General features: G+C 68.5%; 27 protein-coding genes. 7 read left to right on the forward strand and 20 right to left on the reverse strand.

Annotated features, from left to right (window positions below):
* Window positions 1-14: 14 nt before the first annotated feature.
* From ABGA98_RS03875 to ABGA98_RS03890, 4 genes are read left to right on the forward strand one after another with little or no spacing between them, the layout of a single operon-like run.
* Window positions 15-923, forward strand: coding sequence for an ABC transporter ATP-binding protein (locus ABGA98_RS03875; protein WP_347616769.1), 909 nt, complete (start codon window positions 15-17; stop codon window positions 921-923).
* Complete coding sequence (locus ABGA98_RS03880; RefSeq protein ID WP_347616770.1) at window positions 916-1,773, forward strand: ABC transporter permease; 858 nt, start codon at window positions 916-918, stop codon at window positions 1,771-1,773. The genes ABGA98_RS03875 and ABGA98_RS03880 overlap by 8 nt, the downstream gene beginning before the upstream one ends.
* The gene (locus tag ABGA98_RS03885) at window positions 1,770-2,684 is read left to right on the forward strand and encodes an ABC transporter ATP-binding protein (protein WP_347616771.1); all 915 of its coding nucleotides are present in this window, start codon (window positions 1,770-1,772) and stop codon (window positions 2,682-2,684) included. Before ABGA98_RS03880 ends, ABGA98_RS03885 begins: the two co-directional genes overlap by 4 nt.
* Entirely contained in the window at window positions 2,684-3,400 is a 717-nt protein-coding gene (locus ABGA98_RS03890; protein WP_347616772.1) for an ABC transporter permease subunit, read from the forward strand. Before ABGA98_RS03885 ends, ABGA98_RS03890 begins: the two co-directional genes overlap by 1 nt.
* Window positions 3,401-3,569: 169 nt before the next feature.
* Here the strand turns inward: ABGA98_RS03890 and glmM are convergent, their stop codons facing one another.
* The 3 genes from glmM to rplM form a co-directional block, all read right to left on the reverse strand.
* A complete protein-coding gene (gene glmM / locus ABGA98_RS03895) occupies window positions 3,570-4,928 on the reverse strand; it encodes a phosphoglucosamine mutase (RefSeq protein WP_347616773.1) in 1,359 nt (452 codons plus the stop codon).
* Window position 4,929: 1 nt separating this feature from the next.
* Window positions 4,930-5,454 carry a 30S ribosomal protein S9 gene (rpsI, locus tag ABGA98_RS03900; RefSeq protein WP_347616774.1) on the reverse strand — a complete coding sequence of 175 codons (525 nt, stop codon included), beginning with the start codon at window positions 5,452-5,454 and terminating at the stop codon, window positions 4,930-4,932.
* A 75-nt stretch (window positions 5,455-5,529) separates the two neighbouring features.
* Window positions 5,530-5,973 carry a 50S ribosomal protein L13 gene (gene rplM, locus ABGA98_RS03905; RefSeq protein ID WP_347616775.1) on the reverse strand — a complete coding sequence of 148 codons (444 nt, stop codon included), beginning with the start codon at window positions 5,971-5,973 and terminating at the stop codon, window positions 5,530-5,532.
* A gap of 386 nt (window positions 5,974-6,359) precedes the next feature.
* On the opposite strand from rplM, the gene ABGA98_RS03910 reads away from it, so the two are divergent.
* From ABGA98_RS03910 to ABGA98_RS03920, 3 genes are all read left to right on the forward strand, one after another.
* The gene (locus ABGA98_RS03910) at window positions 6,360-7,043 is read left to right on the forward strand and encodes a CAP domain-containing protein (protein WP_347616776.1); all 684 of its coding nucleotides are present in this window, start codon (window positions 6,360-6,362) and stop codon (window positions 7,041-7,043) included.
* Between the two features lie 24 nt (window positions 7,044-7,067).
* Window positions 7,068-7,973 carry a hypothetical protein gene (locus ABGA98_RS03915; protein ID WP_347616777.1) on the forward strand — a complete coding sequence of 302 codons (906 nt, stop codon included), beginning with the start codon at window positions 7,068-7,070 and terminating at the stop codon, window positions 7,971-7,973.
* Window positions 7,974-8,074: 101 nt separating this feature from the next.
* A complete protein-coding gene (locus ABGA98_RS03920; protein ID WP_347616778.1) occupies window positions 8,075-10,336 on the forward strand; it encodes a hypothetical protein in 2,262 nt (753 codons plus the stop codon).
* Here the strand turns inward: ABGA98_RS03920 and truA are convergent.
* The 17 genes from truA to rpsE all read right to left on the reverse strand — a co-directional run bounded on the left by truA (window position 10,301) and on the right by rpsE (window position 21,040).
* On the reverse strand, window positions 10,301-11,185 hold the full coding sequence (gene truA, locus ABGA98_RS03925; protein WP_347616779.1) for a tRNA pseudouridine(38-40) synthase TruA: 885 nt from the start codon (window positions 11,183-11,185) through the stop codon (window positions 10,301-10,303). The two genes, ABGA98_RS03920 and truA, sit on opposite strands and share 36 nt — an antisense overlap.
* 75 nt (window positions 11,186-11,260) lie before the next feature.
* Window positions 11,261-11,845: a 50S ribosomal protein L17 gene (gene rplQ / locus ABGA98_RS03930; RefSeq protein ID WP_347616780.1), complete on the reverse strand. Its 585-nt coding sequence runs from the start codon at window positions 11,843-11,845 to the stop codon at window positions 11,261-11,263.
* Window positions 11,846-12,026: 181 nt separating this feature from the next.
* Window positions 12,027-13,043 carry a DNA-directed RNA polymerase subunit alpha gene (locus ABGA98_RS03935; protein WP_132337053.1) on the reverse strand — a complete coding sequence of 339 codons (1,017 nt, stop codon included), beginning with the start codon at window positions 13,041-13,043 and terminating at the stop codon, window positions 12,027-12,029.
* A 133-nt stretch (window positions 13,044-13,176) separates the two neighbouring features.
* Window positions 13,177-13,803, reverse strand: coding sequence for a 30S ribosomal protein S4 (gene rpsD, locus ABGA98_RS03940; RefSeq protein ID WP_132509686.1), 627 nt, complete (start codon window positions 13,801-13,803; stop codon window positions 13,177-13,179).
* A 21-nt stretch (window positions 13,804-13,824) separates the two neighbouring features.
* Window positions 13,825-14,229 carry a 30S ribosomal protein S11 gene (gene rpsK, locus ABGA98_RS03945; RefSeq protein ID WP_132337049.1) on the reverse strand — a complete coding sequence of 135 codons (405 nt, stop codon included), beginning with the start codon at window positions 14,227-14,229 and terminating at the stop codon, window positions 13,825-13,827.
* Between the two features lie 45 nt (window positions 14,230-14,274).
* On the reverse strand, window positions 14,275-14,655 hold the full coding sequence (rpsM, locus tag ABGA98_RS03950) for a 30S ribosomal protein S13 (RefSeq protein ID WP_132617274.1): 381 nt from the start codon (window positions 14,653-14,655) through the stop codon (window positions 14,275-14,277).
* 221 nt (window positions 14,656-14,876) lie between these two features.
* Window positions 14,877-14,990 carry a 50S ribosomal protein L36 gene (gene rpmJ / locus ABGA98_RS03955; RefSeq protein WP_003956441.1) on the reverse strand — a complete coding sequence of 38 codons (114 nt, stop codon included), beginning with the start codon at window positions 14,988-14,990 and terminating at the stop codon, window positions 14,877-14,879.
* A 24-nt stretch (window positions 14,991-15,014) separates the two neighbouring features.
* Complete coding sequence (gene infA / locus ABGA98_RS03960) at window positions 15,015-15,236, reverse strand: translation initiation factor IF-1 (RefSeq protein WP_030451477.1); 222 nt, start codon at window positions 15,234-15,236, stop codon at window positions 15,015-15,017.
* Window positions 15,237-15,508: 272 nt separating this feature from the next.
* Complete coding sequence (locus ABGA98_RS03965; RefSeq protein WP_347616781.1) at window positions 15,509-15,694, reverse strand: DUF4236 domain-containing protein; 186 nt, start codon at window positions 15,692-15,694, stop codon at window positions 15,509-15,511.
* 84 nt (window positions 15,695-15,778) lie between these two features.
* A complete protein-coding gene (locus ABGA98_RS03970; RefSeq protein ID WP_347616782.1) occupies window positions 15,779-16,180 on the reverse strand; it encodes a VOC family protein in 402 nt (133 codons plus the stop codon).
* A gap of 90 nt (window positions 16,181-16,270) precedes the next feature.
* Window positions 16,271-16,696 carry a DUF1707 domain-containing protein gene (locus tag ABGA98_RS03975; protein ID WP_347616783.1) on the reverse strand — a complete coding sequence of 142 codons (426 nt, stop codon included), beginning with the start codon at window positions 16,694-16,696 and terminating at the stop codon, window positions 16,271-16,273.
* A 14-nt stretch (window positions 16,697-16,710) separates the two neighbouring features.
* On the reverse strand, window positions 16,711-17,520 hold the full coding sequence (gene map / locus ABGA98_RS03980; protein ID WP_347616784.1) for a type I methionyl aminopeptidase: 810 nt from the start codon (window positions 17,518-17,520) through the stop codon (window positions 16,711-16,713).
* Between the two features lie 112 nt (window positions 17,521-17,632).
* Window positions 17,633-18,283, reverse strand: a complete 651-nt coding sequence (locus tag ABGA98_RS03985) for an adenylate kinase (protein ID WP_132509682.1) — start codon at window positions 18,281-18,283, stop codon at window positions 17,633-17,635.
* Window positions 18,283-19,587, reverse strand: coding sequence for a preprotein translocase subunit SecY (gene secY / locus ABGA98_RS03990; protein ID WP_347616785.1), 1,305 nt, complete (start codon window positions 19,585-19,587; stop codon window positions 18,283-18,285). The genes ABGA98_RS03985 and secY overlap by 1 nt, the downstream gene beginning before the upstream one ends.
* A gap of 169 nt (window positions 19,588-19,756) precedes the next feature.
* Window positions 19,757-20,224, reverse strand: coding sequence for a 50S ribosomal protein L15 (rplO, locus tag ABGA98_RS03995; RefSeq protein ID WP_347616786.1), 468 nt, complete (start codon window positions 20,222-20,224; stop codon window positions 19,757-19,759).
* Between the two features lies 1 nt (window position 20,225).
* Window positions 20,226-20,408 carry a 50S ribosomal protein L30 gene (gene rpmD / locus ABGA98_RS04000; RefSeq protein WP_080043226.1) on the reverse strand — a complete coding sequence of 61 codons (183 nt, stop codon included), beginning with the start codon at window positions 20,406-20,408 and terminating at the stop codon, window positions 20,226-20,228.
* A 2-nt stretch (window positions 20,409-20,410) separates the two neighbouring features.
* A complete protein-coding gene (gene rpsE, locus ABGA98_RS04005) occupies window positions 20,411-21,040 on the reverse strand; it encodes a 30S ribosomal protein S5 (protein WP_132632155.1) in 630 nt (209 codons plus the stop codon).
* Window positions 21,041-21,088 lie beyond the last annotated feature (48 nt).

Raw genomic sequence — 21,088 nt, forward strand, 5'->3', positions numbered from 1 at the left:
GTAGTGTCCGGCACATGCACATCCTCGCCACCGAGGGGCTGACCAAGCGCTTTCCCACCGTCACGGCGGTCGACCAGCTCTCCGTCACCGTGGGGCCCGGTGTCACCGGCCTGGTCGGGGCGAACGGCGCGGGCAAGTCGACACTGATCAAGATCCTGCTCGGTCTGCTGCCGCCGTCCGGCGGCACCGCACGGGTGCTCGATCTGGACGTGACCGCGCAGGGCGCGGACATCCGCAGGCTCGTCGGCTACATGCCCGAGCACGAGTGTCTCCCGCCCGACGTCTCCGCCACCGAATTAGTCGTCCACCTCGCCCAGATGTCCGGGCTGCCGCGCACGGCGGCCCGCGAGCGCGCCGCCGACGTCCTGCGCCACGTCGGCCTGGCGGAAGAGCGCTACCGTCCCGTCGGCGGCTACTCGACCGGTATGAAGCAGCGGGTCAAGCTGGCCCAGGCCCTGGTCCACGACCCGAAACTGATCTTGCTCGACGAGCCCACCAACGGGCTCGACCCGCGGGGCCGCGACGAGATGCTGAGGCTGATCCGGCGCATCGGCACCGAGTTCGGCATCAGCGTGCTCGTCACCTCCCACCTGCTGGGCGAGCTGGAGCGCATCTGCGACCACGTGATCGTCATCGACGCGGGGCGGCTGCTGCGCTCCTCGACGATCGGCGAGTTCACCCAGGCGACGCAGACCGTCACGGTCGAGGTCGACGAGGGCCTTGACGCGCTGACCGCCCGCCTGACCGGCGACGGCCAGACCGTCTCGCCGCAGGGCCGCATGCTGGTGGTCAAGGTGCTCGGGCCCGAGACGTACGACGCCATCCGCGACGCCGCCGTCGACCTGGACCTCTGCCTCATCCGCCTGGAACAGGGACGTCACAGCATCGAGGACGTCTTCCGGGAGGAGAGCACAAGTGTCTGAAATTTACGACATCGGCTATCGGCACTACGACGGCCCTCGGCTCGGCCGCGGCTACGCCACCAGGGCACTGACCCTGCACAGCCTGCGCGGCATCTTCGGCCTCGGCCGCCCGGCCCGCAGCAAGATCATGCCGTTCTCCCTGGCCACCATCATGCTGGTGCCGGCGATCGTCAACATCGCGCTGATGGCCCTGCTCAGGAGAAGCGAGATCCCCTACAGCGGCTACGCGGTCATCATGCAGGCGGTGGTGGCGATCTTCCTGGCCTCGCAGGCCCCCACCGTCGTCGCCCCCGACCTGCGCTACCGCGTGCTGCCGCTCTACCTGTCGCGCCCCGTGGCGATCAACGAGTACGTCGGGGCCAAGGTGGCCGCGATGACCGCGTCGGTGTTCCTGCTGATCGCCGTGCCGCTCACGCTGATGTACGTGGGCGAGCTGGTGATCGACCTCCCCGGCCCCCCGGCCACCGGGGAGTACGCCGGCTCCATGACCATGGCGCTCGTGCTGGCGCTGCTCCTGTCGGCCTTCGGCCTCGCACTGGCCTCGTTCACGCCCCGGCGCGGGCTCGGCGTGGCCTCGGTGATCACCGTCTACCTGTTGTCGTTCGCGGCGGTCCCGGTGATCTACGGCACGCTGGCCTCCACCGGCAACGAGTCGCAGGCCGCCTGGGCGTGGCTGATCAACCCGTTCTGGCTGGTCGACTCCGTGCAGTCGTGGGTGTTCGGCACACCGCCCCACTCCATCGAGGGCGACTACCCGAACGGCCCCGCCTCGGCGGCGATCCTCGTCGTGCTGATCTGCGCCGGGCTGGCCGCCCTCGCGCTGCGCTACAGGAAGGCGGCCGCGCGATGAAGATCGAGCTCTCGCAGGTCTCCCGCTGGTACGGCAACGTGGTGGCGGTCAACGACGTGACGATGACGATCGGCCCCGGCGTCACCGGCCTGCTCGGGCCCAACGGCGCGGGCAAGTCGACGCTCCTGCACATGATGGCCGGCTTCCTGGCCCCGTCGGGCGGCTCGGTCACGCTGGACGGGACCAAGGTCTGGAAGAACCACCGCATTTACCGAAATATCGGCCTAGTCCCGGAACGGGAAGGTGTGTATGGCTTCCTGACCGGCTGGCAGTTCGTGCTCTCCGCCGCCCGGCTCCATGGCCTGCCCGACCCCGCGGAAGCCGCCCGCAAAGCCCTGGCCACGGTCGAGATGGAGGAGCCGAAGGACCGCCGCGTCGAGACGTACTCGAAAGGCATGCGCCAGCGCGTCAAGGTCGCCGCGGCGCTCGTCCACGACCCGCCGGTGCTGCTGCTCGACGAGCCGTTCAACGGCATGGACCCCCGCCAGCGCCTCCAGCTGATGGAGCTCATCCGCTCCATGGGCGCAGGGGGCAAGACGATCCTGTTCAGCTCCCACATCCTGGAGGAGGTCGAACGGGTCGCCCAGCACATCGAGGTCCTGGTGGCGGGCCGCCACGCGGCGTCGGGCAACTTCCGCGAGATCCGCCGGCTGATGACCGACCGGCCACACCTGTTCATGATCCGTTCGAGCGACGACAGGAAGCTCGCAGCCGCGCTCATCCGCGACCCCTCGGCCGGCGGCATCACCCTCCGCCCCGACGGCCTGGAGGTTCAGGCCATCGAGTTCCGTCGCTTCGCCCGGCTCCTCCCCCGGGTCGCTAAAGAGGAAGGCGTGCACCTGCACCAGATCTCCCCCGCGGACGAGGACCTGGAAAGCGTCTTCTCCTACCTCATCACCAGGAGCACCTGATGAACACCGTGGTCGCGGGTATCACCTACCGCGCCCTGCTGGGCCGCCGGCGCATCATCCTGCTGCTGGTGCTGCCGCTGGGTCTCATCGGCCTGGCGGTGCTGCTGCGCCTGTTCGGCGAGACCGGCCAGCGCTCGGCCATGCTGCTGATGGACAACTTCGCGATCAACACGATGCTGCCCCTCCTGGGCCTGATCGCGGGCACGGGCGTCATCGCCCCGGAGATCGACGACGGCACGATCATCCACCTGCTGTCCAAGCCGATCTCCCGCCCCGTCATCATCCGGACGAAGTTCCTGGTGGCGGCGTCGCTGCTGGCCATGTTCGGGGCGGTCCCGACGTACGTGTCGGCCTGGCTCCTGGTCAGCAACGAGGACGGCATCGCCTCGGGGTTCGCCCTGGGGGCGCTGCTGGCCGGCATCGCCTACGCGGCAGTCTTCCTCCTGCTGGGCGTCCTGACGCGGCACGCGGTGGCGATCGGCATCATCTACGCCCTGGTGTGGGAGACCCTGGTGGGCGGGTTCCTTCCGGGGGCCCGCAAGTTCTCGATCCAGCAGTGGGCGAAGTCGATCGCCGACCAGATCTCCGATTCGGCGTTCCTCAAGGCCGACGTGACGCTCGGCTTCGCCGTACCGGCCCTGCTCATCGTCACGGTCGCCGCCGTCTTCTGGGCGGGCCGCAGGCTGCGGGCCTTCTCGCTCACCGGCGACGAGTAGTCCCCTTTGACCTGCTCCCGCGGCTGCCGCCTGCTCCATCCCCGTGACCACGGCGATCGGGACCGGCAACCATGTCGCGCAGGTGCCTGACGGGCGGGGCGAGCAGCTCAGGTCCCGCTCATAATCGTCGGGTACGGCACCGCGTGCCGTACCCGACGTGAGGAACTCTTCAGATGCAGGCCTTGCGCACCACGTCGGCGAGGCGGCCGGCCACCAGGGTGGCGTGCTCTTCCGACGCGGCCTCGACCATGACCCGGATCATCGGCTCGGTGCCGCTCGGCCTGATCAGCACCCGCCCCGTCTCCCCCAGCTCGGCCTCCGCCTGCTGGACGGCGGCGACGAGCTCGGGAACGGAGGCCTTGCCCTTGTCGACGTCCTTGACGTTGAGCAGGATCTGCGGCAGCGGCGTCATCACCGAGGCCAGTTCCTTCAGCGGCACGCCCGTCTTGGCCACCACGCCCAGCAGGTGGAGCGAGGTGAGCAGGCCGTCGCCGGTGGTGGCGTGGTCGAGCATGATGACGTGCCCTGACTGCTCGCCGCCGAGGTTGTAACCGTTGTGCTTCATGCGCTCCAGCACGTAGCGGTCACCCACCGCGGTCTCGACCACGGTGATGCCCGCGTCGCGCATCGCCAGCTTGAAACCGAGGTTGGACATCACGGTCGCGACCACGGTGTCCTTCGCCAGCAGTCCCTCGCCGTGCATGGCGGCGGCGAGCACGGCCATGATGCGGTCGCCGTCGATGATCGAGCCGGTGTGGTCGACGGCCAGGCAGCGGTCGGCGTCGCCGTCGTAGGCCACGCCCAGGTCGGCTCCGCGCGAGACGACCACCTGCTGGAGCTTGTCCAGGTGGGTCGAGCCGTGGCCGGCGTTGATGTTGAGCCCGTCGGGCCTGGAGCCGATGGCCTCGACCCTGGCCCCCGCGCGTACGAGCGCCTCGGGCGCCACCATGTGGGCGGCGCCGTGCGCGCAGTCGACCACGATGTGGAGGCCGTCGAGTGAGGCGCTCATCGTGGTCAGCACGTGGGAGATGTAGCGGTCGGCCTCACCGTACGCGTCGCGCACGCGGCCCACGGCCGAGCCGACAGGGAAGCTCCACTCCTCGCCCAGCCGCCGCTCGATCTCGTCCTCGACCGCGTCGGACAGCTTGAAGCCGCCGCGGGCCAGGAACTTGATGCCGTTGTCGGGCGCCGGGTTGTGCGACGCCGACAGCATGACGCCGAGGTCGGCGCCGAGCGCGGCCGTGAGGTGGGCGACGGCCGGGGTGGGCAGCACGCCGAGGCGCAACACGTCCACTCCAGACGCCGCGAGGCCGGCGACCACCGCGGCCTCGAGAAACTCTCCCGAGGCGCGTGGGTCCCGGCCTACGACCGCTACCGGCCTGCTCTTACGGCTGGGCCCGGTAGCGGAGAACGCGCCCGCATCGCCGAGGACATGAGCCGCCGCGACCGAAAGGTCCATGGCGAGCTCCGCCGTGAGGTCGCGACCCGCGACCCCGCGAACCCCGTCGGTGCCGAAAAGGCGCGCCAACTCAGCGCTTGCTGTACTGCGGAGCCTTGCGGGCCTTCTTGAGGCCGTACTTCTTCCGCTCCGTGGCGCGGGCGTCACGAGTGAGGAAGCCGGCCTTCTTCAGCGGCGGGCGGTTGACGTCGACGTCCAGGATCGCCAGGGCGCGGGACAGGCCCATGCGCAGCGCGCCGGCCTGACCGGTGACGCCGCCGCCGTCGATCCGCGCGATGACGTCGAACGCCTCCTCGGCGCCGAGCACCACGAACGGCTCGTTGACGATCTGCTGGTGGACCTTGTTCGGGAAGTAGACGTCCAGCGAACGACCGTTGATCGTCCACTTGCCGGTGCCGGGGACGATGCGCACGCGGGCGATCGCCTCCTTGCGGCGGCCGGTGCCGTACGAGTTGCCCGTGGTGACGGGCTTGCGCACGGGAGCGTCAGCGCTGGCGGTGGATTCTGTGGTGTATTCGGACGGGAACTCCTCGCTGGAGAAGTCCTCCACCTCGGCCGTCTCGACGGCCGTCTCGACACCGGTGGGCTCAGCCACGGTTCTCCTCTTACTTTCGAAACTCGGCGCTACCCCTTGCGGGGGCATGCGACGGGGTCTCCCCCGCGGGTCTACTTACTGGGCGATCTGGCTGATCTCGAACGGCACCGGCTGCTGGGCCTGGTGCGGGTGCTCGGAGCCCGCGTAGACCTTCAGCTTCTTCGCCATCTTCCGGCCCAGGGAGTTTTTCGGCAGCATGCCCTTGACAGCCTTCTCGACGGCCTTCTCCGGCCGCTTCTCCATGAGCTCGCCATAGGTGACGGAACGCAGACCGCCCGGGTATCCCGAGTGACGGTACGCCTTCTTCTGCTCGAGCTTGTTGCCGCTCAGCGCGATCTTGTCCGCGTTGATGACGATGACGAAGTCACCGGTGTCGACGTGGTTGGCGAAGATCGGCTTGTGCTTGCCGCGGAGCAGGGTCGCGACGTGGCTGGCCAGCCGGCCCAGCACGACATCGGTCGCGTCGATGACGTACCACTGACGCTGGACGTCGGCGGGCTTCGGTGAGTACGTGCGCACGGTCGTAGCCTTCTTTATGCTCGCGTCTTCGGCGCTGTCGGATGCGACAGCAACATTGGTCGGTCGGTGCGGGCACACGACGGCCCGGACCTTCCGTCTCCGCAACACGGGAGATGACGCCGGACGCGCCGCGCATTGGTCACGCTGGACCTATGCACACAACGAACGATTAGGCTACCCGCCCGGAGGCGCGCTGGTCAAAAGACCGGTAACCTCGCACGAGTCTACCCGACCGCAGAACGGTTCGATTTCGTTTCCCTGGGACCCCTTCTTTCCCAGGACCAGACATCCCTATCGTTGATGGCGGTATGTGGCAGAACTCTCACACCCGGCCAACCCAGCGGGGCGCTCGGCGCCGGAATCACCTGGGTGTGCTGACCTGCCTGATGGCGGTTCTGTTCACGGGCGTGCTGATCGGCCGGCTGACCGACGACGCCGAGCCCGCCCGCCACGTCTACCTCGAAGAGACCGTCCCGCCCGCGGCCGCCACCGCCCACGCGACGCCCAGGGCTTCGAAGAAGGCCCGGCCGCACGCCGAGCGGATCCCCAGGGAGATGACGACCAGACCCACACCGCGCGGCAGGACGACCCCCAGGGTCACCAAGAAGCCCGACGGGCAGATCCCCGGGTTCACCAGCGACGGCGACGGCTCCGCCGAGCTCCGCACCGACGGCGAGGGCGTGCGCGTCATGGCGGGCATGGCGTCCAGGGTCGTCACGCTCACCAACGCCGCCAGGGCCAGGCATGGCTGCGGAGCGCTCAGGGTCGACCGCGGGCTCACCCGCTCCGCCCGTACGCACTCGCTGGAGATGGCCCGCACCGGGCGGCTCGTGCACAACTCCCCCGACGGCGGTTCCCCGTGGGACCGCATGGAGCGCGCGGGATACCACTGGGGCGCCGCCGAGAACATCGGCGCCGGCTACGCCACGCCTGACGAGGCCGTACGCGGCTGGCTGGACAGCCGCGACCACCGCAGGAACATCCTCGACTGCCGGCTGAAGGCCATCGGCGTCGGCGTCGCCGACGGCCCCAACGGTCCGTGGTGGACCCAGGACTTCGGAACCCGATGACGAACATCACGGTAATGTCTCCCCATGGTTTCCAACGGCAACGGGGAACGTGAGAGCGGCTCGGGCGGCGCCCCCTACGGGATGGGGAACGCGCCCGAGGAGCCGGGCAGCGCCTTCCGCCGCCCGCGCCGCAAGGAACGCGCCGCCGGCGAGCCCCAGGAGCAGGCCCCGAAGAGCCCGCAGAGCAAGGTCGGGTGGAGTCCGTACGACGAGGGCTCGCGCTCGCGTGCCCCGTTGTGGTTCGCGATCAGCGGCGTGGCCGTGCTCGGCCTGCTCGGCGGCGGCCTGGTGCTCATGTGGAACGCCGACGACCCCGTAGCCACCGAAACCGGCAGGCCCCGCATGACCACCGCGCCCCTGCCGTCCGCGCCTCCCGGCGAGTACGGCTTCGCCGCCAGCCGTTCCACGGACCCCGACCCGATCTCGGTGAAGGAGATCTTCGGCAGCAAGACGAAGATCACCGTGTCGAAGCGTTCGTACGAGCGGACGATCACCAAGAAGGACAAGAAGTGCTCCGACGGCGCCCTGGGCGACGATCTCAAGAAGGCACTCAAGTCCGGCAAGTGCACCCAGCTCGTCCGCGCCAGCTTCCGCGACAAGGCGGGCAAGGTGATCGGCACGATCGGCGTGGCCAACCTCACCAGCACCAAGGCAGCGAGCAAGGTGGCCAAGGTCGGCGACACGGAAAACTACGTCAAACCGCTGGCGGGTAAGGACAGTGTCACCAAGTTCATCGGCTCGGGCAGTGGCGGCACCAGGATCCTGACGCACGGACACTACGCGATCATGGTGTGGTTCCAGAATAAGGACGGCACAAAGCCCGACAACAAGGGCAGCAAGCAGCTCTTCGCCGCCGTAGACGACATCACGAAGGCCACGGTGTTCGAGGCGCTGGACAACCGGTCGGTCACCGGGAGCCCGCGAATCTGAAACCCGGCTTCGCACGCGTAATGCCCCAAACGGGATGCCGGATCCTTTCGGGAACGCTCATACCGACGTAACGATCTCGTCTCTCTCGCTAGGCTCGCCCTATGCGTGGCCAGGAACCCGGGTCTGAGCACGATCGCAGGGAAGCCGACAACTCGGCCGCACCAGCGACGCCACCGCCGAGCTTCGGCCAGACCGACGGGCGAGACGTTCCACCGGCGTTCACCCCATCCGACACCACTACCGGCACCACTACCGGCATCCCGTACGGCGGCGCCCCCTACGGCACCCCATCGACCGGAGCCGCTTCCGGCGAAGGGGCGGCGACCAGGGCGCGCCCCGCCATTCCCGTCTTCCAGGGTCCGCCCCCCGACCTGCCGGCGCCTGACGACCGGCCGGGTGCGCAGCCGTGGGAGGTGTCGGGCGACGACACCGCGCCCTACGACTGGTTCGCCGACCACACCGGCGTCGACCCCGCCGACCAGGGATGGGCCGACCATCCGCACGCCCACCAGGCGTTGCCCGGCCGCCCTTCGGCCGCGCGGGAGCTCCTCAGCGGCCCGCGGACCGGCCGCGAGCAGGCCGATCCCGCGCGTCCCGGTCACACCCCGGCCCACCGGCCGCCGGTCGAGCCCTCGCAGGCCACGCACGAACAGGACACACGGGGACGCCAGGCACACGGCGCGTGGGACGCGCCTGCGACAGAGGAGACCGGCCGCCGGCCCGCCACTCCGGTAACGCCCAGCGCGCCGTCGTGGGAGCCGCCACCCGCGTTCACCGCCGCCGCGGCCGGCATGCCCGTGTGGCCCGCGCCCACCGGCGACCCGCACGCCATGCCGCCATGGCCGGCCGCCACCGGCGAGCTCGTGGCCGACCCCGATCCCGACGAGCCCGGCTCCCCGCCCTCCTCCTTCGACCCGAACGCCACTGATCCGGAGGGCTTCACCCGCCCGGCAGGCCTCCCGTCGAGCACCACACCCCTCCCGAGCAGCCCACAGCCCGCGGACGCCCACGCAGACGCGGCCCACCCGGGGACCGGCCAGGCCGACGTCCCCCGGCCCGGCACCGACCAGCCAGAAGCCCTCCGAGCCACCGCCCCCGGCCCCGTCGGAGCCACCGCACCAGCCGCCGAGCCGGAATCCACCCCGCCCGGCACGGCCCAGCCCGCGGCCACCCCACCCGGCGTCCCCGGGGAGGCGGACGTCACAGAGCCGCCGGGCGCCGCGAAGCCCCAGCCCGGCGACGCGTCCGGCGAGCCTCCCCTTTCGGCCCCGGTCACCGCCGAAGACACCCGGCCCTTCGCCCACAACGACATCGCCCGCCCAGCCGGGCAGGAAGTCACGAAGTCCAAGAAGCCGGCCCACTACTTCGACCCGAAGGCTGCCAGGCGTGATGCCGCGCGTCAGGGAGAAGCGTCCGGGCCCGGCGACACGCCGGCGCGCCCGCCCGAGCCGGGCGACGTACCCGTCTGGCCGCCCCTCCCCTCAGAGGAGGACAAACTTCCCGATCTCCCCTTCCCCCGGGACACCTGGGGCCAGAGGCAACCGGTCCCGCTCGACTCGCCCACACCGCCTGCGGGCAGCCCCGCCTTCCCGGCTGGAGCGTTCAAACAACCCCCGTTCCAGACCCCGCCCCCACCTCCCGCGTCGCCGGGCAAGAGCAGGCGCGCCCTGCTCGTCACGCTCGGCGCGCTGGCCCTGGCGGGTGTGGCCACCGGCGGTTTCTTCGCCTGGCAGGCCGTGAGCGACCCCGCGCCGACGACCGCCGCCGCCCGGCCGAGCACGTCCGTCCAGCCGAGTTCGGAGCCGGCCGCCTCCCCACCCGCCGAGGGCACGTCCGCGCTCAACTCCGAGCGGACCGACCCGCAGAAGTTGTCGCTGTCGGAGGCGTTCCCCGACAAGAAGGTGAGCGCGGCCGGCACGACGTTCACGCGGGTCAAGGCCGGCATCGAGACGGCCTGCGACAAGGCGGCCATGGGTGCCTTCGCCGACGCCCTCAAGGAGCAGAAGTGCAGCCGCGTGCTCAGGGCCACGTACGTCGACAGGAAACGGCGCTACGCCGTGACCACGGGCATCGCCGTGCTGCCTGACAAGACCGCCGCCGAGGCCGTCGACCGGGCGAAGAACCTGTCACGCAACGTCTGGTTCCGCCCGCTTCCCGGCGGTGAGGGCTCGGGCGGCGAGCGGGTGCACATCGCGGGCGGCTACGCGGCGGGCCTGGTGTGGGGCCGCTACATCGTCTTCAGCTACGCCACCCACGCCGACGGCCACACCCCGTCGTCCGACGAGAAGACGCTGCCCAAGGTGAGCGGGGCGTTCCGCGACGAGACGTCACTCGTCCTCGACCGCCGCGTCAACGGCGGCTGAGCCCGCCGGCGTGCGCACCCGCCGGGTGGCCGCGGCCCGCGCGGCGAGCTCCGCGTCCGGCGGGTAACCCACCTCCTCCAGGCAGAGCCCGTGCGCGGGCGCCACGTGCACGCCCGAGTCGCGTACGGCCCTGCCGAGCACCTCGCCGGGCCACTCCACCGGCCGCCGCCCGTCACCGGCGGCCAGCAGGGAGCCGACCAGGGCCCGCACCATCGAGTGGCAGAACGCGTCGGCCACGACGGTGGCCACAAGGGTGCCGTCCGGCTCGCGGACCCAGTCGAGGCGCTGCAGTTCCCTGATCGTGGTGGCCCCTTCGCGCTTCTTGCAGAACGCGGCGAAGTCGTGCTCGCCGATCAGCCGCGCGGCGGCCGCGTTGAGCGCGCCGTCGTCCAGCGGCCGGTTGTGCCAGACGACCTCGCGGCGGCGCAGCGGATCGACGCCGCCCACCGCGTCGCTCACCCGGTACGCGTACCGCCGGAAGAGGGCCGAGAACCGGGCGTCGAAGCCCTCAGAAGCCACCGAGACCCGATGAACGCGTACGTCCGGGGGCAGAACCCCGCCCAGCCGCCTCACGAGCGCAGCGAGCCGCTCATCGACGCTCAGCGGCCCTCTGTTGCCGTCCAGCTCGGCCATGGAGCCCTCCGGCACGTCCACGTGGGAGACCTGGCCGCGCGCGTGCACCCCGGCGTCGGTACGGCCGGCCACGGTCAGCTGGGCGGGCTCGCCGAGGCGCAGGATCCGGCCGAGCGCCTGCTCGATCTCGCCCTGGACCGTGCGCCGCCCCGGCTGCCGTGCCCACCCGGAGAATTCGGTCCCGTCGTACGCGAGGTCGAGGCGGAGCCGTACCACGATGATTCTCCTTCGTACGAAACGGGCCCGAACCCCCGCAGAGGGGTCCGGGCCCGTTTCAGCCGATCTGAACGATCAGGCCTCGTCCTTCTTCGCCTCGGCCTCGGCGGCCGGGGTCTCCTCGGCGGCGACCTCGGGGGCCTCGGCCTTGGTCTCCTCAGCCTCGGTCTCCTCAGCCGGAGTCTCCTCGGCCTTGGTCTCCTCAGCCTCGGTCTCCTCAGCCGGAGTCTCCTCGGCCTTGGTCTCCTCGGCGGCGGGCGCCGGGGCGGGGGCCTCGGTGCGGCGGGTGGTGACGCCGCTCATCGGCTCGGTCACCAGCTCGATGACCGCCATCGGCGCGTTGTCGCCCTTGCGCGCGCCGACCTTGGTGATGCGGGTGTAGCCACCGGGCCGCTCGGCGAACGTCGTCGCGATCTCGGTGAAGAGGTGATGAACGACGCCCTTGTCCCTGACGACGGTCAGGACCTGGCGACGGTTGTGGATGTCGCCCTTCTTCGCCTTGGTGATTAGGCGCTCCGCCACCGGACGCAGGCGCTTGGCCTTGGTGACCGTGGTGCGGATCTTGCCGTGGCGGAACAGGTCGGTGGCGAGGTTCGCCAGGATCAGCCGCTCGTGCGCCGGGCTGCCGCCAAGACGTGCACCCTTGGTGGGCTTGGGCATGTCATCTCTCCTTGTGGATTAACCCGCCCCGGCCGTATCAGGTACCGGAGTCGGGCCGGCGCCGCGGTCGCGCGGCGCCGTTACGTTCACCCGCCTGCCCCGCGCCTCGTGAGGACGGCGGCCGGTCCGCGAACCGGCCGCCGTCCTCACGGAGAACGCGCTGACGAACCGCGGGACGTTGTCAGTACTGCTCGGTCTCGACGTACGCGCTGTCGTCGTCGTCGTAGCCGCCGCCGGCCACCGCGCTCGGGTCGAACCCGGGCGGGGAGTCCTTGAGCGCCAGCGACATCTCGTGCAGCTTCTGCTTGACCTCTTCGATCGACTTGGCGCCGAAGTTCCTTATGTCGAGCAGGTCCTGCTCGCTGCGCGCGACGAGCTCGCCCACGGTGTGGATGCCCTCGCGCTTGAGGCAGTTGTAGGAACGGACCGTGAGGTTGAGCTCCTCGATGGGCAGCGCCAGGTCGGCGGCCAGGGCGGCGTCGGTCGGCGACGGGCCGATGTCGATGCCCTCGGCCTCGACGTTGAGCTCGCGGGCCAGGCCGAAGAGCTCGACGAGGGTCTTGCCGGCGGAGGCCACCGCGTCGCGGGGCTTCATCGCGGGCTTGGTCTCGACGTCGAGGATGAGGCGGTCGAAGTCGGTACGCTGCTCGACTCGGGTGGCCTCGACCTTGTAGGTGACCTTGAGCACCGGGGAGTAGATCGAGTCGATCGGAATGCGACCGATCTCCTGGCCCGGCTGCTTGTTCTGGGCTGCGGAGACGTAGCCGCGACCGCGCTCGACGGTCAGCTCCATCTCCAGCTTCGCCTTGCCGTTGAGCGTGGCGATGCGCAGCTCGGGGTTGTGCACCTCGACACCCGCCGGCGGCGCGATGTCGGCGGCGGTGACCTCACCCGGGCCCTGCTTGCGCAGGTACATCACGACCGGCTCGTCGTGCTCGGAGGAGACGACCAGTTCCTTGAGGTTGAGGATGATGTCGGTGACGTCTTCCTTGACCCCGGGAACGGTCGAGAACTCGTGCAGCACGCCCTCGATGCGAATGCTCGTCACGGCCGCGCCCGGAATGGACGACAGCAGCGTGCGGCGCACGGAGTTGCCGATGGTGTAGCCGAAACCCGGCTCCAGCGGCTCGATGACGAATCGGGACCGGGTGTCGTCGATCGACTCTTCGAGAAGAGTCGGACGCTGAGCGATCAGCATGAGTGGGATCTCCCCTTTTTCGTGTGGCGCCCGCTATATGACGCCACTCCGATGAACAGCCTAGCCCGGGTACGCGCAGCCGCGAGAAGCTCGCGACGGCACCGAAACGTATCCGGGCCGGGCAGGCGAGTGACTACTTCGAGTAGTACTCGACGATCAGCTGCTCCTGGACCTGGGTGTCGATCTGCTGGCGAACCGGCAGCTGGTGAACCAGGACGCGGAGCTTGTCGGGCACGACGCCGAGCCACGCGGGAATCGTGCGCTCGCCGGCGGTGGCGCGGGCCACCTCGTAGGGCAGCAGATTGCGCTTGGTCTCGCGGACCTCGATGATGTCGTGCTCGCGAACGCGGTAGGACGGGATGTCGACCTTCTTGCCGTTCACCATGATGTGGCCGTGGCGCACCTGCTGGCGGGCGGCGTCACGCGACTGGGCGAACCCGGCGCGGTAGACGACGTTGTCGAGGCGGCTCTCCAGGATCTGGAGCAGCACCTCACCCGACTTGCCGCTCTTGCGGGCGGCTTCCTCGTAGTAGTTGTGGAACTGCTTCTCGAGGACGCCGTAGATGCGGCGGGTCTTCTGCTTCTCGCGAAGCTGAAGCTGGTACTCGGTGTCCTTCGGACGGCCTCGGCCGTGCTCACCCGGCGGGTAAGGACGGATCTCGATGGGGCACTTGGCGGACTCGCACTTGCTGCCCTTGAGGAAGAGCTTGGTCTTCTCGCGACGGCAGAGCTTGCAGTCCGCGCCCGTGTAACGAGCCATTTCTCTATATCTCCTGGGATGTCAGACGCGGCGGCGCTTCGGCGGACGGCAACCGTTGTGCGGGACCGGCGTCACGTCCTGGATCGAGCCCACCTCGAGGCCGGTGGCCTGCAGCGAGCGGATCGCGGTCTCGCGGCCGGAGCCGGGGCCCTTGACGAAGACGTCGACCTTGCGCATGCCGTGCTCCATGGCTCGGCGAGCGGCGTTTTCCGCGGCCATCTGCGCGGCGAACGGGGTGGACTTCCGGGAGCCCTTGAAACCCACGTGGCCGGCGCTGGCCCAGGAGATCACGTTGCCCAGCGGGTCGGTGATCGAGACGATCGTGTTGTTGAACGTGCTCTTGATGTGGGCGTGCCCGTGAGCGACGTTCTTCTTTTCCTTGCGGCGCACCTTCTTCGGCGCACCCTGGCGGCTCTTAGGAGGCATTGTTTGCCATAACTCCTGAGGTCTTCGGTCCCGCGGCTGCGAGGACTACTTCTTACCGGGCTTCTTCTTGCCGGCGACGGTCTTCTTCTTGCCCTTACGGGTGCGCGCGTTGGTCTGCGTGCGCTGACCGTGGACCGGCAGGCCCTTGCGGTGCCGGATGCCCTGGTAACAACCGATTTCGATCTTGCGACGGATGTCGGCCTGAACCTCGCGGCGCAGGTCACCCTCGATCTTGTAGTTCGCCTCGATGTAGTCACGCATCGGGACGAGCTCGGTGTCGGAGAGCTGGTGGACGCGGAGGTCGCCGCTGACCCCGGTGGCCTGGAGAATCTCCTGGGCGCGGGTGCGGCCGATTCCGTAAATGTAGGTGAGAGCGATCTCCAGCCGCTTGTCGCGGGGGAGGTCGACGCCAACCAGGCGAGCCATGGCGGGCATTCTCCTTCTTGTGTGGCGGAGGTCTAGCGCCTCACTGCCCCTCCCCAATGCCCGGGGTGAGGGCCCCGGCCTCCGACCGGGGGTCTCCCGAGTGGTTCGAACCCTTCGCGAAAGGTCCGCCTGCCCGGGTGTGACACGCGATTACTGACTCAGGCTTCTCATGCGTCGAGCCCGCTCCCTGTCGGGGCGGACTCGGAGAAGCCTTGCGGCGACTAGCCCTGGCGCTGCTTGTGGCGCAGGTTGTCGCAGATCACCATGACGCGACCGTGCCGGCGGATCACCTTGCACTTGTCGCAGATCTTTTTGACGCTCGGCTTTACCTTCATTGTCCTTTGTGTTCCTCAGACGTCTTACTTGTATCGGTAGACGATCCGCCCACGAGTCAGGTCGTAGGGGCTCAGTTCAACAACAACCCGGTCGTCCGGCAGAATCCGGATGTAGTGCATCCGCATCCGTCCGCTGATGTGGGCCAGGACCTTATGGCCGTTGTCGAGCTGCACCCGGAACATGGCGTTCGGGAGCGACTCGACCACAGTGCCCTCGATCTCGATGGCGCCGTCTTTCTTGGCCAAAATTCCTCGCGTTTCACTGATCGATCGTCTGAGGCTCCGGTTCACTAAGCAGCCGCGACCTCACGCTTCGAAGAGAGCGGCGATCGGCAAAGACCGCCGACGCGTGTAGGTCATAGTGAGCCGACTAAGGAGTGTACGACACCTGAGCCTAGAACGCGAAATGCGTGCCAGGTGTCCTGACACAACCATCTGTGAGTCTACCCGACGTTTGCCGCGCCCGAGCCCGCCAGGCCGGAGGCTCGGCGCCTCCGGCCCGTCCGTATCCCCACCCATCAGCGAGTGCTGCGGGTCTTGCGCCAGTGGAAGCCGCCGGGCAGGTTGACCGAGACCGTACGGCGTCCGTCGGCCGTGCGGGTCACCCGGAACAGCCGGTTGCCCCAGCTGTGCCCCACCCCGCGGCGGGACAGGTTCAGCCGGAACGGCCCGAACTTGATCGACTTTCGATGGCTCCATCCCATGTCGCTTGCCTCCAAAGTGCGGGAGGTCTTCCAGCTACCCAATCAAAAGCGATATATCGGGTTTGGTAACAGTCTGTTTGCTCTTCAGAGGTAGAGACAGAAAGGATGCCCGTCCGGATCCAGCATCACGCGCACGTCCTCCTGCGGCTGGTACGCCGCCTCGACCGCCCCGCAGGCCAGCGCCCATTCCACGGCCGCGGACAGGTCGTCGACCTTGATGTCGAGGTGCTGCGTGGCGTTCGGGGCTCCAGGCTCGCTCGGCCACACCGGGCGGACGTAGGAGCGCTCGTACTCGAAGCCCACCGCCGGGCCGCTCCTGCCCGCCGGCGGCCGCAGCAGCAGCCAAGCCGCATGCTCGGGCTCGTCGGGGCCGGGCCCCTCCTCCTCGACCACCTCGTACTCGAGCAGACGGGCGTAGAAGCGGGCGAGCTCGCGCGGCTTCGACGTGCCGACGGTCACGGAGGTCAACTGAAGGCGAGGCGGCATATGACGCTTTCCTTACGATGGACGGAACCAGCCGCATCGTACTTCCCAGCGCCTGGGGCCCGCCACGCCCGATCTTGCCGACGCTGGGCCCTATTCCGTCTTGGGTTTGGAGGCGCCGAAGATGGTGCTCATGAGCAGGACCACTCCCCACGGGCCCATGACCCACAGCGGCCACGGATAGACCAGGTCGCTCGAGGTGATGCTCACGATCAGCCAGATCACCCAGTTGATGCCGCTGGCCACGGCCCACGTCTGCCAGGCCGCCACCAGGCCGGGATGCGCGCCCTTCTTGACGGACTTGGACTCGACCTTGGCCGGGCGGTTGCGCAGGTCGACGTCGGGCAGGTCGGAGGTCAGCCTGGCCAGCTCGCCGTACGTCTTGGTCTGGTAGAGCTGCTCGAGCCGCTCGTTGAACTCCTCCATCGTGAGGCGGCCCTGCGCCGTGTGCTCGCGCAGGATGGCGGCCACCCGGTCGCGGTCGGCGTCGGACGCTCGCATCTCGGGGCTCTTCGCCATCCCACCACTCCCGGTCAGAATCCCAGCTGGGTCAGGCGCTCTTTGCCCCCATCCAGGGCAGTAAGCACCCAAGGACCATTATGTGTCACCGCGACGCTGTGTTCGAAGTGCGCGGAAGGCTTGCCGTCGACGGTCACCACGGTCCAGTCGTCGGACAACACGCGGGTGCGGTCGGTGCCCAGGTTGACCATGGGCTCGATGGCCAGGCACATGCCCTCTTCGAGCGCCGGGCCCCGGCCGGGCTTGCCGTGGTTGGCGATCCACGGGTCCATGTGCATCTCGGTGCCGATGCCGTGGCCGCCGTACTCCTGAGGGATGCCATAGCGGCCCTGCGACCTGACGTACCGCTCGACCTCGTAGCCGATGTCCGACAGGTGGCGGCCGACGGTCAGCGCGCCGATGCCGCGCCACATGGCCTCCTCCGTGACGCGCATCAGCTCCGTCAGCTTGGGGTCGACCTCGCCGATCGGCACCGTCACGGCCGAGTCGCCGTGCCAGCCCTCGAGGATCGCGCCGCAGTCGATCGAGATGACGTCGCCCTCGCGCAGCTTGCGGGCGTTCGTCGGGATGCCGTGGACCACTTCCTCGTTGACCGACGCGCAGATCGTCGCGGGGAAACCCTGGTATCCCTTGAACGACGGGATCGCGCCCTCGTCCCTGATCGCCTTCTCGGCGATCACGTCGAGGTCCAGGGGTGTCATGCCGGGCTCGACAGAGCGCTTGAGCAGGTCGAGCGTGCGACCCACCACCAGGCCCGCCGCCCGCATCTTCTCGAGCTGCTCGGCCGACTTGATCTGGATTCCGTGCCGGTTGCGCTTGAACATGTACTGCCCCCCTGGGTCTCAACGGGCCACCTGGGAGCCCAGTTCCCCCACAATAGCCGCGAGGTGGCACGGAATCCCGTGCCACCTCGCCCAATTCGGTTGATAGCGGAACTCAGCCCATATACGGCCTGATCGCGTCCATGGCCCGCTGCGTGACCTCTTCGACCGGGCCAGTGGCGTCCACACCGACCAGGATGCCCTCGTCCGCGTAGTAGGAGACCAGAGGCGCCGTCTGCTCCTGATAGACCTCCAGGCGGTGCCTGACGGTCTCCTCTTTGTCGTCGTCACGCTGGAACAACGCGCCCCCGCACGCGTCGCACTTGTCGTCTTTCTTGTCGTCGAACTCGACGTGCCAGATGCGGCCGCACTGGCTGCAGGTGCGCCGGCCAGCCAGCCGCCTGACCACCTCGTCGTCGTCCACGACGAGCTCGAGAACCAGGTCGAGCGCCTGGCTCCAGTCTTTGAGCATGTCGCGCAGGATCTCGGCCTGCGCGACGTTCCTCGGAAACCCGTCGAGCAAGAAGCCGTCCTGCGCGTCGTCCTCGGACAGCCGGTCACGCACCATGGCGATGGTGACCTCGTCGGGCACCAGGTCCCCGCGGTCCATGTACGTCTTGGCCAGCTTGCCGAGGTCCGTGCCCCCCGAGACGTTGGCACGGAAAATGTCACCTGTCGAGATCTTCGGGATGGACAGGTTGGATGCGATGTACTGGGCCTGTGTCCCCTTACCCGCTCCGGGGGGCCCGACCAGAACGAGACGCACTACCTCAGGAAACCTTCGTAGTTACGCTGCTGCAGCTGGCTCTCGATCTGCTTCACCGTGTCAAGGCCGACGCCTACCATGATCAGAATGCTCGTCCCTCCGAACGGGAAGTTCTGGCTCGCACCGGCAATCGCCAGCGCGACGATCGGGACCATGGAGATCAGACCCAGATAGAGCGCGCCGGGCGCGGTCAGACGGGTGAGCACGAAGTTCAGGTATTCAGCCGTCGGACGGCCGGGGCGGATGCCCGGAATGAAACCACCGTACTTCTTCATGTTGTCGGCGACTTCAGTGGGGTTGAACGTGATGGACACGTAGAAGTAGGTGAAGAAAACGATCAACAGGAAGAACGTGGCCATGTAGATCGGCGTGTCGCCCGTCGCGAGGTTCTGCGAGATCCACTGGATGACCATGTTGTCGCTGGTCTGGAACAGCGACGTGATCAGCTGCGGCAGGTAGAGCAGCGAGGAGGCGAAGATGACCGGGATGATGCCGGCCTGGTTGACCTTGAGCGGGATGTAGGTGGACGTGCCGCCGTACATCCTGCGGCCCACCATCCGCTTGGCGTACTGGACCGGGATGCGCCGCTGCCCCTGCTCGACGAAGACCACCGCGGCGATCATGAAGACGCCGACCACCATGACGACCGCGAAGGTGAACTTGTTGGCCTGGAAGATGTTGGCGAGCTCGGAGGGGAAGACCGCCACGATCTGAGTGAAGATCAGGATGGACATGCCGTTGCCGACGCCGCGGTCGGTGATGAGCTCACCGAGCCACATGATCACGGAGGTGCCGGCCGTCATGATCACGACCATCGTGACGATGCCGAAGATGTTGTCCGGGTCGAGCAGGACGTCCTGCTGACAGTTGGGGAACAACTGGCCGGTGCGCGCGAGCGCGATGAAGGCGGTCGACTGCAGGACGGCGAGCCCGATGGTCAGATAACGCGTGTACTGCGTGATCTTCGTCTGACCGGCCTGGCCTTCCTTCTTGAGCGCCTCGAGGCGCGGGATCACCACGACGAGCAGCTGCAGAATGATGCTCGCGGTGATATAGGGCATGATGCCCAGCGCGAACACCGACAACTTCAGGAGCGCGCCGCCGCTGAACAGCTGCACCATCCCGTAGATGTTGCCGGTTTCTCCACTGCGCGCCTGGTCGAAACAGGCGGCGAGGTTCTCGACGTGGACTCCCGGAGTCGGAAGAACCGAGCCGAGACGGAACAGCGCGATGATGCCCAGGGTGAAGAGCAACTTCTTGCGCAGGTCCGGTGTCCGGAACGCCCGGGTAAACGCGGTCAGCACGGTCCCTCCTGCGCGCCTTTACGGCGGTGTGAGTATGCGATGGTGCGGGGATCTGCCATCTGAAAGTCTCAGGTCAAACGAGCCGGACAGAATCCTGCCGTCTGGCGAACTCTAACGCACTACGGGCGTGGGGGCCCATTGTCAAAGCCCCCACGCCACGTAATAGCTCTTACAGCTCGGTAACGGAACCACCGGCTGCGGCGATCTTCTCCTTCGCGGACGACGAGAAGGCGTGGGCCTGCACGTTGACCGCGACCGAGATCTCGCCGGTGCCGAGCACCTTCACCAGCTGGTTCTTGCGAACGGCGCCCTTGGCGACCAGCGCCTCGACGGTGACCTCGCCACCCTCGGGGAACAGCTCGCCGAGCCTGTCCAGGTTGACGACCTGGTAGGTCGTCTTGAACAGCGCGTTGGAGAAGCCCTTGAGCTTCGGCAGACGCCGCTGCAGCGGCACCTGGCCACCCTCGAAACCGAGGGGGACCGTCGTGCGGGCGTGGCTGCCCTTGGTGCCCCGACCGGCCGTCTTGCCCTTGGACGCCTCGCCGCGACCCTTGCGGGTCTTGGCCCTGTTGGCACCAGGAGCAGGACGCAGGTCGTGGATCTTGAGCGGAGCAGCGTTGTTGGAGCTGTCAGTCACGTCAATCGACCTCTTCCACCTCGACGAGGTGCGTCACCACGGAGACCATCCCGCGAATCTCGGGGCGGTCCTCCTTGACGACGACGTCGCCGATTCGCTTCAGGCCAAGCGAACGCAGCGAGTCACGCTGGTTCTGCTTGCCACCGATCTTCGAGCGAACCTGAGTGATCTTCAGGCGTGCCACGACTAGCTCACCGCCTTGGCGGCCGCGGCCTCGGCGAGGCCCTCACGCTGCGCCTTGAGCATGCGAGCCGGGGCCACGTCCTCGATCGGCAGGCCACGGCGGGCGGCGATCTCCTCGGGGCGCGAGAGGCCCTTCAGAGCCGCCACGGTGGCGTGCACGATGTTGATCGGGTTGTCCGAGCCGAGCGACTTGGACAGCACGTCGTGGATGCCGGCGCACTCCAGGACCGCACGCACCGGGCCACCGGCGATGACGCCGGTACCGGCCGAGGCCGGCCGGAGGAAGACGACGCCCGCCGCCTCCTCGCCCTGCACGGTGTGCGGGATGGTGCCCTGGATCCGAGGCACCTTGAAGAAGTGCTTCTTCGCCTCTTCGACACCCTTGGCGATGGCCGCGGGCACTTCCTTGGCCTTGCCGTAGCCGACGCCGACCATGCCGTTGCCGTCGCCGACGACGACGAGGGCGGTGAAGCTGAAGCGACGACCACCCTTCACGACCTTGGCCACTCGGTTGATCTTCACTACGCGCTCGATGTACGAGACGCCCTTGTCGGCGGCGCCACCGCGGCGATCGTCACGACGGTCCCGCCGCTCGCCACCGGTGCCGCCACCGCGACGCGGAGCTGCAGCCATCAGTGGTTCCTCATCTCAGTTGCCATTAGTTGCGATCCCCGGGCCCTC

The organism is Nonomuraea sp. B1E8 (assembly GCF_039871515.1).
Taxonomy (GTDB): domain Bacteria; phylum Actinomycetota; class Actinomycetes; order Streptosporangiales; family Streptosporangiaceae; genus Nonomuraea.

Bases quoted from the DNA above. Each gene is read 5' to 3' on its own strand.
- ABGA98_RS03920 (WP_347616778.1), top strand. From the start codon at position 8,075: ATGCGTGGCCAGGAACCCGGGTCTGAGCACGATCGCAGGGAAGCCGAC.
- ABGA98_RS03890 (WP_347616772.1), top strand. From the start codon at position 2,684: ATGAACACCGTGGTCGCGGGTATCACCTACCGCGCCCTGCTGGGCCGC.
- ABGA98_RS03935 (WP_132337053.1), bottom strand. From the start codon at position 13,043: ATGCTGATCGCTCAGCGTCCGACTCTTCTCGAAGAGTCGATCGACGAC.
- rpsK (WP_132337049.1), bottom strand. From the start codon at position 14,229: ATGCCTCCTAAGAGCCGCCAGGGTGCGCCGAAGAAGGTGCGCCGCAAG.
- ABGA98_RS03970 (WP_347616782.1), bottom strand. From the start codon at position 16,180: ATGCCGCCTCGCCTTCAGTTGACCTCCGTGACCGTCGGCACGTCGAAG.
- rpsD (WP_132509686.1), bottom strand. From the start codon at position 13,803: ATGGCTCGTTACACGGGCGCGGACTGCAAGCTCTGCCGTCGCGAGAAG.
- ABGA98_RS03885 (WP_347616771.1), top strand. From the start codon at position 1,770: ATGAAGATCGAGCTCTCGCAGGTCTCCCGCTGGTACGGCAACGTGGTG.
- rpsE (WP_132632155.1), bottom strand. From the start codon at position 21,040: ATGGCTGCAGCTCCGCGTCGCGGTGGCGGCACCGGTGGCGAGCGGCGG.
- ABGA98_RS03910 (WP_347616776.1), top strand. From the start codon at position 6,360: ATGGCGGTTCTGTTCACGGGCGTGCTGATCGGCCGGCTGACCGACGAC.
- rpsM (WP_132617274.1), bottom strand. From the start codon at position 14,655: ATGGCTCGCCTGGTTGGCGTCGACCTCCCCCGCGACAAGCGGCTGGAG.
- ABGA98_RS03975 (WP_347616783.1), bottom strand. From the start codon at position 16,696: ATGGCGAAGAGCCCCGAGATGCGAGCGTCCGACGCCGACCGCGACCGG.
- map (WP_347616784.1), bottom strand. From the start codon at position 17,520: ATGTTCAAGCGCAACCGGCACGGAATCCAGATCAAGTCGGCCGAGCAG.
- ABGA98_RS03965 (WP_347616781.1), bottom strand. From the start codon at position 15,694: ATGGGATGGAGCCATCGAAAGTCGATCAAGTTCGGGCCGTTCCGGCTG.
- ABGA98_RS03915 (WP_347616777.1), top strand. From the start codon at position 7,068: ATGGTTTCCAACGGCAACGGGGAACGTGAGAGCGGCTCGGGCGGCGCC.
- rpmJ (WP_003956441.1), bottom strand. From the start codon at position 14,990: ATGAAGGTAAAGCCGAGCGTCAAAAAGATCTGCGACAAGTGCAAGGTG.
- ABGA98_RS03875 (WP_347616769.1), top strand. From the start codon at position 15: ATGCACATCCTCGCCACCGAGGGGCTGACCAAGCGCTTTCCCACCGTC.
- rplQ (WP_347616780.1), bottom strand. From the start codon at position 11,845: ATGCCCAAGCCCACCAAGGGTGCACGTCTTGGCGGCAGCCCGGCGCAC.